The 14,171-nt window shown below is 68.9% G+C and carries 17 protein-coding genes; 5 read left to right on the forward strand and 12 right to left on the reverse strand.

Going from position 1 to position 14,171, the window contains the following annotated elements:
* Window positions 1–8 precede the first annotated feature (8 nt).
* On the forward strand, window positions 9–1,202 hold the full coding sequence (gene glgA, locus C8D81_RS18040) for a glycogen synthase (RefSeq protein WP_094359262.1): 1,194 nt from the start codon (window positions 9–11) through the stop codon (window positions 1,200–1,202).
* A 155-nt stretch (window positions 1,203–1,357) separates the two neighbouring features.
* On the opposite strand, the gene C8D81_RS18045 is transcribed toward glgA, so the two are convergent.
* The 6 genes from C8D81_RS18045 to C8D81_RS18070 form a co-directional block, all read right to left on the reverse strand.
* The gene (locus C8D81_RS18045) at window positions 1,358–1,525 is read right to left on the reverse strand and encodes a DUF3117 domain-containing protein (RefSeq protein WP_094359238.1); all 168 of its coding nucleotides are present in this window, start codon (window positions 1,523–1,525) and stop codon (window positions 1,358–1,360) included.
* A 145-nt stretch (window positions 1,526–1,670) separates the two neighbouring features.
* Window positions 1,671–2,162 (reverse strand): DivIVA domain-containing protein, encoded by a 492-nt coding sequence (locus C8D81_RS21365; RefSeq protein WP_179258053.1) that lies wholly within the window; start codon window positions 2,160–2,162, stop codon window positions 1,671–1,673.
* The gene (locus tag C8D81_RS18055) at window positions 2,162–2,938 is read right to left on the reverse strand and encodes an LOG family protein (RefSeq protein ID WP_094359234.1); all 777 of its coding nucleotides are present in this window, start codon (window positions 2,936–2,938) and stop codon (window positions 2,162–2,164) included. The genes C8D81_RS21365 and C8D81_RS18055 overlap by 1 nt, the downstream gene beginning before the upstream one ends.
* Window positions 2,935–4,026, reverse strand: a complete 1,092-nt coding sequence (gene dapE, locus C8D81_RS18060) for a succinyl-diaminopimelate desuccinylase (protein ID WP_133626537.1) — start codon at window positions 4,024–4,026, stop codon at window positions 2,935–2,937. Before dapE ends, C8D81_RS18055 begins: the two co-directional genes overlap by 4 nt.
* A 10-nt stretch (window positions 4,027–4,036) precedes the next feature.
* Window positions 4,037–4,270 carry a helix-turn-helix domain-containing protein gene (locus C8D81_RS18065; RefSeq protein ID WP_094359233.1) on the reverse strand — a complete coding sequence of 78 codons (234 nt, stop codon included), beginning with the start codon at window positions 4,268–4,270 and terminating at the stop codon, window positions 4,037–4,039.
* On the reverse strand, window positions 4,270–4,893 hold the full coding sequence (locus C8D81_RS18070) for a hypothetical protein (protein ID WP_094359231.1): 624 nt from the start codon (window positions 4,891–4,893) through the stop codon (window positions 4,270–4,272). Before C8D81_RS18070 ends, C8D81_RS18065 begins: the two co-directional genes overlap by 1 nt.
* A 95-nt stretch (window positions 4,894–4,988) precedes the next feature.
* Here C8D81_RS18070 and dapD point away from each other — a divergent pair, with 95 nt between their 5' ends.
* Entirely contained in the window at window positions 4,989–5,924 is a 936-nt protein-coding gene (dapD, locus tag C8D81_RS18075) for a 2,3,4,5-tetrahydropyridine-2,6-dicarboxylate N-succinyltransferase (protein WP_094359230.1), read from the forward strand.
* 5 nt (window positions 5,925–5,929) lie between these two features.
* Window positions 5,930–6,802: a hypothetical protein gene (locus tag C8D81_RS18080; RefSeq protein ID WP_094359228.1), complete on the forward strand. Its 873-nt coding sequence runs from the start codon at window positions 5,930–5,932 to the stop codon at window positions 6,800–6,802.
* Between the two features lie 125 nt (window positions 6,803–6,927).
* Here the strand turns inward: C8D81_RS18080 and dapC are convergent, their stop codons facing one another.
* Complete coding sequence (dapC, locus tag C8D81_RS18085; protein ID WP_324614832.1) at window positions 6,928–8,055, reverse strand: succinyldiaminopimelate transaminase; 1,128 nt, start codon at window positions 8,053–8,055, stop codon at window positions 6,928–6,930.
* Window positions 8,052–8,378, reverse strand: coding sequence for a ferredoxin (gene fdxA, locus C8D81_RS21370; RefSeq protein ID WP_208109383.1), 327 nt, complete (start codon window positions 8,376–8,378; stop codon window positions 8,052–8,054). Before fdxA ends, dapC begins: the two co-directional genes overlap by 4 nt.
* Before the next feature lie 87 nt (window positions 8,379–8,465).
* On the opposite strand from fdxA, the gene C8D81_RS21070 reads away from it, so the two are divergent.
* Entirely contained in the window at window positions 8,466–9,017 is a 552-nt protein-coding gene (locus tag C8D81_RS21070; protein WP_166646881.1) for a hypothetical protein, read from the forward strand.
* A 42-nt stretch (window positions 9,018–9,059) separates the two neighbouring features.
* On the forward strand, window positions 9,060–10,010 hold the full coding sequence (locus C8D81_RS18095; protein WP_133626540.1) for an endonuclease/exonuclease/phosphatase family protein: 951 nt from the start codon (window positions 9,060–9,062) through the stop codon (window positions 10,008–10,010).
* Between the two features lie 66 nt (window positions 10,011–10,076).
* On the opposite strand, the gene C8D81_RS18100 is transcribed toward C8D81_RS18095, so the two are convergent.
* From C8D81_RS18100 to mshB, 4 genes are all read right to left on the reverse strand, one after another.
* Window positions 10,077–10,865: an MOSC domain-containing protein gene (locus tag C8D81_RS18100; RefSeq protein WP_094429901.1), complete on the reverse strand. Its 789-nt coding sequence runs from the start codon at window positions 10,863–10,865 to the stop codon at window positions 10,077–10,079.
* A 40-nt stretch (window positions 10,866–10,905) separates the two neighbouring features.
* Window positions 10,906–12,561: a VanW family protein gene (locus C8D81_RS18105; protein ID WP_094429902.1), complete on the reverse strand. Its 1,656-nt coding sequence runs from the start codon at window positions 12,559–12,561 to the stop codon at window positions 10,906–10,908.
* A 133-nt stretch (window positions 12,562–12,694) separates the two neighbouring features.
* Window positions 12,695–13,225 carry a flavin reductase family protein gene (locus tag C8D81_RS18110; RefSeq protein ID WP_133626541.1) on the reverse strand — a complete coding sequence of 177 codons (531 nt, stop codon included), beginning with the start codon at window positions 13,223–13,225 and terminating at the stop codon, window positions 12,695–12,697.
* Window positions 13,218–14,168, reverse strand: a complete 951-nt coding sequence (gene mshB, locus C8D81_RS18115) for an N-acetyl-1-D-myo-inositol-2-amino-2-deoxy-alpha-D-glucopyranoside deacetylase (RefSeq protein WP_229119465.1) — start codon at window positions 14,166–14,168, stop codon at window positions 13,218–13,220. Before mshB ends, C8D81_RS18110 begins: the two co-directional genes overlap by 8 nt.
* Window positions 14,169–14,171: the final 3 nt, after the last annotated feature.

Here is a 14,171-nt window from a genome sequence, read left to right on the forward strand (position 1 = left end):
CCATGACCATGCGCATCGCCGTCTTCACGCGGGAATATCCCCCTTCGATCTACGGCGGCGCGGGCGTGCACGTCGCCCAGCTGGTACCGCAGTTGCGTCGGCTCGCCGAGGTCGACGTGCAGTGCATGGGTGAGCCCCGCGAGGGTGCCACCGCGCACCCGGAGAACTTCCCCGCGGGCGCGAATCCGGCGCTGCGGGTCTTCGGTGCCGACCTGGCGATGACGGCCGCGGTGCCCGAGGTCGATGTGGTGCATTCCCATACCTGGTACGCCAATCTGGGTGGCCATCTGACCGGGCTCTTCCAGAACATTCCGCATGTGGTCACCTCGCACTCCCTGGAGCCGGACCGGCCCTGGAAGGCGGAGCAGCTGGGTGGCGGTTATCGGCTCAGCTCCTGGGCCGAGCGGACGGCGTACGAGGGTGCCGACGCGGTGATCGCGGTCAGCGAGGCGATGCGCCCGGCGATCCTGAATGCCTATCCCGATGTCGATCCCGACAGGATCCATGTGGTGAAGAACGGGATCGACCCCGAGGAGTTCAAGCCCGATCCGGACACCTCGGTGCTCACCGGACTGGGGGTCGATCTGGACCGGCCGGTGGTCACCTTCGTCGGCCGGATCACCCGGCAGAAGGGGCTGGTGCATCTGGTCCGAGCGGCCGAGCAGTTCGACCCGGACACCCAGCTGCTGCTGCTCGCCGGTGCCCCGGACACCCCCGAGATCGCGGCCGAGTTCAACGACGCCTTCGCCCACCTCAAGCACGCCCGCTCCGGTGGGGTGATCTGGGTGCAGGAGATGCTGCCGCGGGCGAGCGTACGCCAGGTGCTGTCGCATTCGACGGTGTTCGCCTGCCCCTCGATCTACGAACCGTTGGGCATCGTGAACCTGGAGGCGATGGCCTGTGAGACCGCGGTGGTCGCCTCGGCGGTCGGCGGCATTCCCGAGGTGGTCGCCGATCAGCAGACCGGGTTGCTGGTCGACTACGACCCGGCGCGGGCCGACGATCCGGAGTTCGTCGCGGGCTTCGAGGCCGACTTCGCGGCGAAGGTGAACGAGTTGACCCGCGACCCCGCCCGGGCCGCGGAGATGGGCCGCGCCGGCCGGCAGCGCTGCATCGACGAGTTCTCCTGGGAGAAGATCGCGCAACAGACGATGGATGTGTACGCCGCAGCGATCGAGGCGCATGCCGCCCGCACGCGCTGACTCCGAATGATCATGGAATATTCGGCCCTTCATCTGCAAACATACGTATGCAGGTACGAATATTCCATGATCATTCGCTGCCGGGACCGCGATGCATGAAAAACGGACCCCGGGAAACGATCCCGGGGCCCGATCACATGGCTGGCGAGGGTGGGTCAGCCGACGACTCCCTTGAGAGCTGCGGCGAGCTCCTCCGCCTCCTGCGCGTTCATCTCCACCACCAGGCGCCCGCCACCTTCGAGGGGGACCCGCATGACGATCCCGCGACCCTCCTTGGTGACTTCCATCGGGCCGTCTCCGGTTCGCGGCTTCATAGCTGCCATCGCGCATCCTCATCTCTCGTCAGTGGACCTCATGCTCGGGTCCCCAGGGTGACTCGGCACCCATTATTCCGCATTCGGGCCCGTTGCGGTTGATTGACCCCTGCTGGGCGTGTGATGCTGCCCCGCCACAGCTCGGGGGGTGCACTCAGGGGGCGTCGGTGCGGGTGCTGCCGCCGGATCCGGAGCCCGGCCGGTACTGCGCCCAGTCCGACTCGTCCTCGTTCTTGCCGCGCCACCGGTCCGCCTTCTGCCGGGTCTCCGGATCCGGCTCGGGGTCCTCGTCCTCCGCCTCGGCGCGGTCTTCGAGCCACTCGACCCGATCCCCCGGTTCCTTCGTCACGCTGGCCCGGCCGGGCACCCGGCCCTCGCCCAACTCGCTGATCCGGCGGTCCCGCTCGTCCAGTTCCCGCGCCATCCGGGCCATCAGGTCGTCGACCTCGGCCATGTCGTAGCCACGAGCCTGCACCCCGAACCGGACCCCCTCGAGGTCGTCACCGTGCAGCTCGCCGTCGGCCGGCAGCGGCGGTTCGTAGACATCGCGGACCGGTTCGGCCTTCATCTCCCCCAGCTTGCCGGCGGCGACCATGGCGGCCAGTCCGAGCACGACAACCGCCACGATGACGATCACCATTTCCATCAGGGGCCCTCCTCGGCCGGGGTGTTGCGTTCCACCATGATGGCCACCGCCTCGTCCACATCATCGACGATCGGCAGCAGATCGACATCCTTGGGTGAGATGTATCCCTCGCCCAGGGCCTTGTCGACGAGCCACTGCTTCAGCCCGCCCCAGTAGTCCGAGCCGAACAGCACCACCGGGAAGTCGGTGACCTTGCGGGTCTGCACCAGGGTCAACGCCTCGAACAGCTCGTCGAAGGTGCCGAAGCCGCCGGGCATCACCACGAACCCCTGTGAATACTTCACGAACATCGTCTTGCGGGCGAAGAAGTAGCGGAAGTTGATGCCGAGGGTCACGTATTCGTTCAGCCCGGTCTCGAACGGCAGCTCGATGCCCAGTCCGACCGAGACCCCGCCCTCGTCGCAGGCACCGCGGTTGGCGGCCTCCATGATGCCGGGGCCGCCACCGGTGATCACCCCGAATCCGGCGCGAACCAGCTTGGCACCCAGATCCTGCGCGGCGGCGTACATCGGATGGTCCCGCGGGGTCCGTGCCGAGCCGAAGACGCTGATGGCGGTGCCCAGTTCGGCGAGCGTGCCGAAACCCTCGACGAACTCCGACTGGATCCGCAGCACCCGCCAGGGGTCGGTGTGCACCCAGTCCGAGGGGCCGCGGGATTCCAGCAGCCGCTGGTCGGTGGTGGTCGGCTGCACCATGTCGCGGGAGCGGAACACCGGCCCCTGCTGGCGACGCTCGTGGTCGTCCAGCCCGCGCTGCGGCGGCAACTGCGGGGTCATCGTGCACCCCCCGAGAGCCAGCCGCCGAGCACCTCGCGGCAGCGATGGAGCTGGTCGATCGGGCAGTACTCGTCGTCGGTGTGTGCCTTGATCGGGTCCGCCGGCCCGAAGTTCACCGCGGGTACGCCGAGAGCGGCGAATCGCGACACGTCGGTCCAGCCGTACTTGGCACGCGGCTCGCCGCCGACGGCCGCCAGGAAGCCCTGGGCGACCGGCAGGTCGAGCCCCGGCCGGGCACCGGCGGCCTTGTCGGTGATCCGGAAATCCAAGCCCTGCAGGAAATCGGTGAGGTACGCCTCGGCAGCCGCCAGGTCCTTGTCGGGTGCGAACCGGTAGTTCAGCTCGATCTCGCAGCGATCCGGGATCACGTTGCCGGCGATGCCGCCGGTGATCCGGACCGCGTTCAGGCCCTCGTGGTATTCGAGCCCGTCGACGACCGGTTTCTCCGGCTCGTAGGCGGTCAGCCGGTTCAGCAGCTCGGCGGCGTCGTTGATCGCGTTGTGGCCCATCCAGGCGCGGGCCGAGTGCGCCGCGGTGCCCGTGAAGGTGACCACCGCCCGCATCGTGCCCTGGCAGCCGCCCTCGACCCGGGCGCCGGTCGGCTCACCGAGCACGGCGAAGTCGGCGGCGAGCAGTTCGGGGCGCTCGGCGGCCACCTTGTTCAACCCGTTCTTGGCGGCCTCGACCTCTTCGTTGTCGTAGCAGACCCAGGTCACGTCATGGACCGGTTCGGTGAGCTCGGCAGCCAGGTTGAGCGCCACCGCGACCCCGCCCTTCATGTCACAGGTGCCGCGGCCGATCAGGATCCGGTCGGCGCCGCTGCCCTCGAAGCGGGAGGGCAGGTTCGGCTCGGGGGTGGTCAGCGGGACGGTGTCGGTGTGCCCGGCGACCAGCACCCGGTTGTCGCGGCCGAGCTCGGTGCGGGCGATCAGGGTGTTCCCGATCCGGTCGGTCTTCAGGTGGGGCTGGTTCTGCAGGGCCGCCTCGATGGCGTCGGTGATCGGCCCCTCATTGCCAGAGACGGATTCGATGTCGACCAGTGTCTGGAAGAGGTCGACGACGTCACCGGACAAGTCGAGGTCACTCATGGCCCCCACCCTAGCCATCCGAGGGTTGGCGCACCTCGAACAACTCCCCCGGCGTGCAGTCGAGCGCGTCACACAGCGCGGTCAGGGTGGAGAAGCGGATCGCCTTGGCGCGATCGTTTTTCAGCACCGACAGATTCACCAGGCTGACCCCGACGCGTTCGCTCAGTGCGGTCAGGGTCAGTCCGCGCTCGGCCAGCAGCCGGTCGAGATGGCAGACCACCCGGTGCGGTTCCTCGACCGGCATCAGACCAGCCCGGCCACGTCGTCGGCCAGTCGCTGCCCGCGCCGGAAGGCGTACGCGATGGCCACCAGCAACAGGCCGAGCACCAGCGGTGCCAGATAACCGCCCAGCGAGAACGGTGCGACGCTGAACTCGGCGACCTGGTCGGTCCGCGACTGCAGTTGCGCGAACAGTGAACCGCCGAAGCGCAGCATCGGCGCGGCGGCTCCCCAGACCATCAGCAGCAGCCCGAGCAGCCCGAGCAACCGGGCGCTGCGCGGCGCGAACGGCTCGGCCCGCAACTGCCGGACCAGCCGATCCAGCAGCAACACCCCGACGGCGAGCGCCACCAGGGTCAGCACCGGTTCGATCAGCAGGACCGCCAGCAGGCCCGGCTCGGGATCGATCAGCCAGGTCTGCTGCGACCAGTGCACCGACACCCCCGGCGCCTGCCCGGCCTCGACCGCTGGCCCGGTGAGGACCGGCACCTCGAGTGGGTAGCGGCCGGTCAACAGGGCCGCCACCTGTGCGAACGGCCCGCCGCCGGCCAGCAGACCGGCAACCAACCACGGCAGCACCCGCAGCACGAACCAGTCCGACCGGTCGAATCGCATCCCGAGCACGCGCTCCTGATCGTTCGTCATCATCCCATCTCTCCTCATCAGCCTTATCGTTTTTCGATATTAATGTTTCTCGATAAGAGGGGCAAGAGCAGTGGGTCCGGTTGGGTAGGGTTGCCGCCATGACTGAGCAGCAGAACGCGCGCATGGCCTGGGGGTGGGGACTGGTGTCCCGGCACGACTCCGGACAGGTCCTCGACACCTGGTTCCCCGCACCCGCCCTCGGCACCCACGACGGGTCCGAGGCGCCCGAGGAGCTGGCCGCCGCGGCCGGCCGGGACGACGTGCGCCAGGTGAGCACCGCGGTCGAGCTGGTCACCATCGATCTGGACACCAAGCCGGCCGACATGCCGGATGCCTACCTGCGGCTGCATCTGCTCAGCCACACCCTGGTGCAGCCGAACACGATCAACCTGGACGGCCTGTTCGGCGTCCTGACCAATGTCGTCTGGACCTCCGCCGGCCCCTGCGCGGTGGAGGGCTTCGAGAGCACCCGGGCCCGGCTGCGCGCCGCCCGCGGCCACGTCACCGTCTTCGGGGTGGACAAATTCCCGCGACTGGTCGACTACGTGATCCCCACCGGGGTGCGGATCGGCGACGCCGACCGGGTACGCCTCGGCGCCCACCTGTCCCCCGGCACCACTGTGATGCACGAGGGCTTCGTCAACTTCAACGCCGGCACCCTGGGCACCTCGATGGTCGAGGGCCGGATCTCCCAGGGCGTGGTGGTCGGCGACGGGTCCGACATCGGCGGCGGCGCCTCCACGATGGGCACGCTCTCCGGTGGCGGCACCGAGCGGGTCTCGATCGGTGAGCGCTGCCTGCTGGGCGCGGAATCCGGCATCGGCATCGCCCTCGGCGACGACTGCGTGGTCGAGGCGGGGCTCTATGTCACCGCCGGCACCAAGGTGGATGTGGGCGGTGAGGTCGTCAAGGCCGCCACCTTGTCCGGCAAGGACGGCCTGCTGTTCCTGCGCAACTCCCAGACCGGCGCCGTCGAGGTGCGCGATCGCACCGGGCGCACCGTCGCGCTCAACGACATCCTGCACGCCAACTGAGCTCGATGGCACGCGCGACCAGCACCGGGCGAACCGGCCGAGCCGGGCGGACCGTCGGCTGTTTCGCGGTGGTGATCCTGATCGTGATCGCGGTGGGCGTGCTCGGGCTCGCCTTCCTCCGGGACCGGCAGCAGTTGCCGCCGACGCAGTTCGAGCAGCGCTGCGTGGCGACCGCCGACGGCCGCTCGGTGACACTGACCCGTGAGCAGGCGTACCTCACCGCGATCATCGTCGGCGTCTCGGTGCAGCGCCAGCTCGATCCGCAGGCGGCCACGATCGCGATGGCGACCGCCTATCAGGAGAGCGGGATCCGCAACCTCACCTATGGCGACCGGGACTCGATCGGGTTGTTCCAGCAGCGCCCCTCGCAGGACTGGGGCACCCAGCAGCAGATCATGGATCCCTGGTATGCCAGCAATGCCTTCTACAACGCGCTGGTGAAGATCCCGAACTGGCAGAACGGTGACGTCAACGACACCGCCCAGGCCGTGCAGAAGTCCGGCTTCCCGGACGCGTACCGCAAGCACGAGCAGAACGCGGTGGTGCTGAGCAAGGTGTTCACCGGTCAGGCACCCGGCGGGTTGTCCTGCTTCGACGAGCGCAGCAACGCGGGTCAGCCCGACGCGTTCGGCACCCAGCTGGCACTCACCCACGGCAAGCTCAGCACCCGCACCTCCGGCAAGACACTGACGATCACCGCCCGCAATCCCCAGCAGGCCTGGTCGATCGCGCATTACGCCACCGCGAACGCCGGCCTGCAGGGCATCGCCCGGGTGGAGACCAATGCCCGCACCTGGGAACCCGACGGCAACTCGATGCCGAAGTGGATCAGCGCCGGCAGCAGCGGCGAACGGACGGTCATCGTCACCTTCCGCTGACCCGACGCTGATCGAAGGTGTCGAGATGCACGCCGTGGACAACCGGTGAACTGCACGAACCCGGCGGCCAAGCGACCGAAGCCGTCCAAATGAACGCTGTTGTCGCCCGCCGATCCGGACGGGGTTCAGCCGGCGACGGCGGCCAGCCGCTGGGCTGCGGCGTCGATGCGCTCATCGGTGGCGGTCAGCGCGACCCGCAGATGGTCGGCCGAGTCGTTGCCATAGAAGTCCCCCGGCGCGGCCAGGATTCCCTGCTCGGCAAGGAAATCCAGCGATGCACGACCGGACTCCCCGCGGGTCACCCACAGATAGAGCCCCGCCTCCGAGTGCTCGATGGTGAACCCGACCGCCTCCAGCGCCGGCCGCAGCACCGCGCGCCGGCGCCGATAGCGTTCCCGCTGCTGTGCGACGTGCTGCTCGTCATCCAGCGCGGCCGCCATCGCGGCCTGCACCGGCTCGGGCATGATGAACCCGGCGTGCTTGCGCACCTCCAGCAGCTCGGCCAGCAGTGCCGGGTCACCGGCGACGAACCCGGCCCGGTAACCGGCCAGGTTGGAACGCTTGGACAGCGAGTGCGCGACCAGCAGATTGGCGTGGCTGTCGCCGCAGATGTCGGGGTGCATGACCGAGACCGGATCGACCTCCCAGCCGAACTCCAGATAGCACTCGTCGGAGGCCAGGATCGCGTCATGCTCGCGGGCCCAGTTCACCCAGCCGCGCAGCAGCCCGGGATCGCTGACCGCACCGGTCGGATTGGACGGCGAGTTGATCCAGGCCATCGTCGCCGCGGGTGCGGTGTCCGGATCGTCGGTGACGACCACCCGGCTGCGGCTCAACCCCCCGCCGACGGCGTAGGTCGGGTAGGCGACGCTCGGCACGATCAGGGTGTCGTCGCTGCCGAGCCCGAGCTGGGACGGCAGATTCGCGACGATCTCCTTGGTCCCGATCGCGGGCACCCCGGCCAGCTCACCGAGACCCTGGACCCCGCAGCGCCGGACCAGGAAGTCGGCCATCGCCTGCCGCAGCCGCGGCGTACCGATGGTGACCGGATAACCCGGGGAATCCACCGCCTCGACGAGCGCCCGCTGCACCACCTCGGGAACCGGGTCGACCGGCGTACCGACCGACAGGTTGATGATCCCGTCGGGATGCGCGGCGGCCCGCTGCTTCGCGCCGGCGATGGTGTCCCAGGGAAAATCCGGGAGCGCCGCCGCGAGGGGTTGCCTGACGCGTCCGCCGCGCGGCTCGATCACTCGTCGTGTTCCTGCGGGGGCAGATCCTTGACGAACTGGTGATCGTCGTCGACGACGCCCATCTTGGACGCACCACCGGGCGAACCGTACTTGTCGAAGAACTGCACGTTCACGTCGTAGTAGTTGGCCCACTCGCTCGGAACGTCGTCCTCGTAGTAGATCGCCTCGACCGGGCAGACCGGTTCGCACGCACCGCAGTCAACGCACTCGTCGGGCTGGATGTAGAGCATGCGTGCACCCTCATAGATGCAGTCGACGGGACACTCCTCGACACAGGCACGGTCCTTAAGGTCCACGCATGGTTGAGCAATGATGTAGGTCAACGTTCCACTCCTCGTCCCGCGCCCCTTCGGCGCTGCTGTCCAACCTAGTATCGCGTCCCGCTCCCCCGCCTCGCAAAGGACCCTCCGATGGTGAGACATGACCCACTCGATCGGCTCGAGGGGGTACGCCCCGGCATGCGGCTCTCGCTCCGGCTGGGGACCGGGGGCCAGGTCACCGATCTGATCGGATTGCTGCTGTCGTTGGACGATCTGGAACTGCACATCGAGGACCGCCGCGGGGTGCGGCACACGGTGTCCCGGGGTGAGATCCTGTTCGCCCGCCGGATCCCGACGGTGCCGCGCGGCCGGAACCCGCTGGCGTTCGAGACCGGTGGCCTGAGCGCCCTGGCCCACGACGGCTGGCTCGCCGGCACCGGTGACTGCTGGGTGGCCCGGCTCGTCGATCTGGTCGATCACCTGGACGACAGCGGGGTCACCGCGGAGGCCGGCGACCGGGTGCACCGCGGTGAATCGCGGGCACTGGTGAACGGCGAGTGGGTCGCCGTGCGACTCGCCGACGCCGCCGCGCTGGAACCGCTGGCCGCCTGGGCCGCCCGCCGCGGCGCCCGCAACCTGGTCCTCACCAGCGACCTCCCCGCGACCACCCTCGCCGGGCTCGGCCTGACCGCCATCCAGTAGCGTTCCGGACATCCCATCAACCACCCCCAGCTGAGGAGAACCATGGGAGCAACACAGTTCACCCGCCGCGGCGTACTCGGTCAGGCGGCCGGTGTCGCCGCTGCCGGCACCCTGGCCGCCACCTTCGGATCGTCGTCGAAAGCGACCGCCGCGCCGGCGGACAACGGCGCCGGTCCCGCGCTGATCGGCCGCGCGAAGAAGCCGGATCTGCACGCGATGAGCTTCAACATCCGCTACGACCGGGAGGGGATCACCAAGCCCGGGGAGCCGGATTACTGGCCCGAGCGGGCACCGCTGGTGACCGAGTTCCTGAAGCGGGAGCAGCCGACGCTGCTCGGCGTCCAGGAGGCCGAGTGGAACCAGCTGCCGGCGATCGAGGCGGGCCTGGGCAAGGACCACCGGATGCTCGGTTACGGTCGCGCGGGCGGGTCGTCGGGTGAGTATTCGGCGATCTTCTATGACGACCGGCGGCTGGAGGCGCGGGAGTGGGACCAGTACTGGCTCTCCGACACCCCCGACGTGATCGGCTCGGCGACCTGGGGCAACCGGGTCACCCGGATCGTCACCTGGGTGCGCTTCACCGATCGGGAGACCGGCAAGGAGTTCCTGCACATCAACTCCCATTTCGACCACCAGTCGCAGAACGCCCAGGTGCGCAGCGCGGAGACGGTACGCGACCAGATCGCCGCCAGCGGTCTGCCGGTGATCTTCACCGCCGACACCAACGCCGCCGCCGAGCAGTCGGTGCCCTACGACGTGCTGGTCACCAACGGTGGCCTGCAGGACACCTGGCTGACCGCCGCCAGGCAGCTCACCCCGCGCGTCGGCACCTTCCCGAACTACAAGACGCCCGATCCGGCGGGAGTGCGGATCGACTGGATCCTCGCCACCAGGGGAATCCAGGTCCTTGAGGCGGCCATCAACACCTGGACCCGGCGCGGCCGCTGGCCGAGCGACCACACCCCCGTCCAGGCGCTGCTCCGGCTCCCCTGACGTTCATCGAGTAGCGCCGCCGGCGCAGCGAAGCGGAGCCGGCGGCGCGTATCGAGATGAACGTGACTAGTCGATGAGCGTGACGTCGTCGCCGAGGGTGAGTTCGCCGTCGGCGAGGGCGACCAGTGAGACCCCGAAGATCGGCTCGGGGAGGTCGAGGCCGCGGGTCAGGGTACGCAGCACGTTCAGGTCACGTTCCCCGGTGCTGGGGTTGGCGTGGGTGGCCAGGCAGCGCACCAGCGGCTGGTGCACCCGGAACCGCATCCCGCCGATGGCGATCTGGCGGCCGGCCCAGCCGAGTTCGGCCAGCGGTTCGACCCCGTCGATGATCACGTTGGAGCGGAACCTGACCTGGTCCACCTCGCCGCCGGTCGCCTCGGCGAACGCCTCGATGCTGGCCCGGCTGTGCAGGGTGACGTACCCCGGCTCGCGATCCTGCAGCTGCGGGGTGCGGCCGTCGCCGACCACACGCAGCGGCCGATGCGGTGAATCCGCCGGCAGGTCCACCTCGGGCTGGTCGGCGAGCAGGGCCGCGACCCGCTGCCGGCCGGCGGCGTCGAGGGGCTCGTCGGCGATCAGCTCGTCGCCGCGCAGCAGCCGGATCCGGTCACCGTCGGTGTGCACCGTCAACCGGGCGATCGACGGGGTGTTCATCAGCACCACCATCTGGCGCTTGGTGCCCCAGCCGTCGCCGGTCTCCTCCGCATCGGCGTACCGGAATCCCAGCACCCGGTCCCCGACGACCCGACTCTCGAGTACCGTCAACCGATCGAGGGTCTGCGGACCGAAACCCTTGACCGGGTAGCGATCCAGCCGGACGACGTGGCTTCGACTCGCTGGCGCTCGCTCAGCCATCGTGGGCCTCCCGCGCTCGCTCAACCATCGTGGCTCCCGCTCAGGGTTTGGTGCACTTGATCTCGTCGGTCGCGGAGTACTTCCAGCTCTGGTCCTCGCGCTTGACGACCTGCCCGTTGACCTTGAACAGCCGGTAGTAGCTCGCGGTGAAACCGGGCGAGGCCGACTGCGGCTCGCAGGTCGGCGAGTTGTCGGTGATCGTCTTGCCGTTGTAGAAGTTCGACTTCGTCGGCTCCGGGGACTCGATGTCCCACTTCTTGGTGCCCCAGATCTTGACCGTGATCGAACCCTTGCCGCCCGGGGAGGACCGGTTGACCGACGACTCCAGATAGATGGCGTTGTCGGTGGTGTTGCGGAACTTCACATCGATCACACCGGAATAGATCGTCGACTCCCGGCCCGCCGGGTAGCGGTCGAAGTAGAGGGTGTGCGGCTGATGCTGGACGTCTTCCAGGCCGGCGAACCAGGCCGCGTTGAACACGGTGGTGGCGGACTGGGAGATGCCGCCGGCGTTCTCCTTCTTCAGCTTGCCGCCGTCGATCACATATCCGTCGACGTAACCGGAGCTGCGGCTGCCGAGCGCCTTGTCCAGCGAGAACACCTCACCCTTGGGCACGGTGTTGCCGCTGATCCGCTGGGCGGCCAGGCCGAGGTTGGTGTTGCGGTAGTCGGCGTGCGGGTAGTAGGTGGTGAACTCCCCGATCACTTCCTTGGGCAGCTGCTGGTTGGCCTGCTCGGTGGTGAACTTCGCCGGCGCCGGGGTCAGCTCGGCCTTCACCTCGCGCTTGTCGGTCGTCGGCACCGCGGGCAGCACGGCCTTGAGGAAGTTGTCCTTGCCGAGCTGGGCACCATCGACCGAGGGCACCACCGTCGGTCGGCCGCCCTCGAACTTGAACTGGGCGTCCTTCGGTTCCTTCAGATCCAGCTTCTTGATCGCCGACTGGGCCTCCTTGAACAGCTTCTCGCCGTCGGTGCTGCCCTGCAACTTGTCGCCCTCGACCTTGATCGTGCTCGAGTTGCCGATCATCGTCGGGGTGACCTCGACGACCCCCTTGCCGGTGTCCACCTTGATCGGCCCGGAGACCGCCGGCCCGGCATAGCTGTTGACGACCTCCTCGACCTTCGCATCGGTGATCGTCGGCGGGGTGCGCTTGATCTTCGCCTCGACATCGGTCTGGTTCAGGTACGCCGACTTGAGCGTGTTGGTCAGCTCGGTCTGGCGCAGCTCGATCGCGTCCTCACCGGGGGTACGCTTCAGCTCCGCGCCGGCGAAGGCGACCGTGGCGTCCTTGGGCTCCTTGTTCACCTGACCGGCCAACTGGCCGACCGCGCCGGTGAGCTTGTTCTGGTCGACCCGGGTCACCGGCTCGATCGCGCCGCCACCGGTGAGCACCCGCCAGATGTGGGTGGGCGCCAGGCTCTTGCCGGCACCCGCCTGGTCGACGGTCTGCGGGTAGTCGACGCTCATCCCCGCGTCCGAGGGCTTCAGCTCCAGCCGTCGGCCCTCGGCGTTGATGACGAACGGCTTGTCCGCCTGGCCGGCGTATTCGGTCTGCAGCTTGCTGACCGCCTCGTCGGCGGTCAGCCCGCCGATCTGGATGCCGGCCATCGAGGTGTTCTTGGGCAGCTTGTCCCCGGCCATCGCATATCCGGCGAAGTAGATGCCACCGAGCACCAGCAGCAACCCGATCAGCACCAGAAGGATGATCCTGCCCTTGCGGGAGCGCGTTCTGGGCGCGGGTGTACTCACTTGGGTGGTCAAGTTTCTACCTTCTGACGGGAGACGAACGCGTCCGATAGTACGACAACCGAAGTCCCGGGCTGAATTCTCAACCGGGTCCGGGCAGGAAAACCCCCCGAAAATAGGTCAGCGGACGCCCGGGCCGTTCGGTGACCCAGCAGCTGTGGACGGCGCCGATCAGCAGGCTGTGATCGCCCGCCTCGACGACCCGGTCGGTGACGCATTCGAACCAGGCCAGGGACCCGAGCAGCAGCGGCGACCCGGTGATGGTCGAGATCCGGTGCGGCACGGTCTCGAACTGGCGCAGCCGGTCCCGGTGCGCGTCGGAGAAGTGCCGGGCCAGTTCCAGCTGGTCGGCGCCGAGCACCGACACCGCCCAGGCGCCGGCGTCCAGCACCGGCCGATGGAACCGCCCGCCCCGGGCCACCGAGACCATCACCAGCGGCGGGTCGAGGGAGAGCGAGGTGAACGAGTTCGCGGTCATCGCGTACTGGATCTCCCCCGCGTACGCAGTGATCACCGTCACCCCGGTGGCGAAGGTGGCCATCCCGCGGCGCAGGTGCTCTGCCGCTGGTACGCCGGCGACCAGGTCGTCGCGCGGTTCGGCCGGCTCACTCATCGCGGAGCCCGGCGAAGATGTCGGTCGCCCCGGCCGGCAACGCCTCCCCGCCGGCGTGCACGAACCACTCGTTGGCCCAGGCCTGCGGGTAGGTCTCGGCCATCTGGAAGAACGGGCTGTCGAAGGAGATCTGGGTGCGGTGGGCACGGAACGCATCCAGCTTGCGGTCGACCAGCTCGGGTGCGGACACGGTGAGCGCGATCTGGTCGTCGGGACGGACCATCGGCGGCATCGGCCCCTCGGGATCCATCCCGCCCCAGGACTCGGTGTCCCCGGCGGCCCGCATCTGGCGCAGCCCCTCGCGCATCCAGGACTCGCTCATCGTGGTCCACAGGATGCGGCGCACCTGCCATGCCTCACCGAGGTCGGGACGGTACGCCGGGATCGCGGCGAGCTGGGCGGCGTACATGGCCACCCGATGGGCCTGGATGTGGTCGGGGTGACCATAGTTGCCGTAGTCGTCGTAGGTGATCAGCACCTCGGGCCGGCGGTCCCGGATCACCGGCACCAGATCGGTCGCCGCCTCGCGCAGATCGGCGCGCCAGAAGGCCTCGTCGTGCACCAGATCCACCGGCACCACCCGACCCTGGTCGTCGGTCGCCATCCCGGAGTCGCGGTATTTGCCGTCGTGGCCCAGCCGCAGGCTGTCGGTGACCCCGAGGGCGCCGAGGGCGGCGTTCAGCTCACCGATCCGGTATTCCCCCAGGCCACCGTCCCGGTCGGCGCCCAGATGTTTGAGGTCGTCGACGACGATCTCGCCCTCCTCGCCGAGGGTGCAGGTGACCAGCGTCACCTGGGCGCCGTCGGCGACCGCCCGGGCCATCGTGACGCCGGTCGTGGTGACCTCGTCGTCGGGATGGGCGTGGACGAGCAGCAGCCGGTGCGGTTCGGGGCGCTCGGTGGTCGCGGTGTCCTCGGTGGTCGCGGTTTCGGGTGCCAGCACGGC

The organism is Enemella evansiae, assembly GCF_004362375.1.
Classification (GTDB): domain Bacteria; phylum Actinomycetota; class Actinomycetes; order Propionibacteriales; family Propionibacteriaceae; genus Enemella; species Enemella evansiae.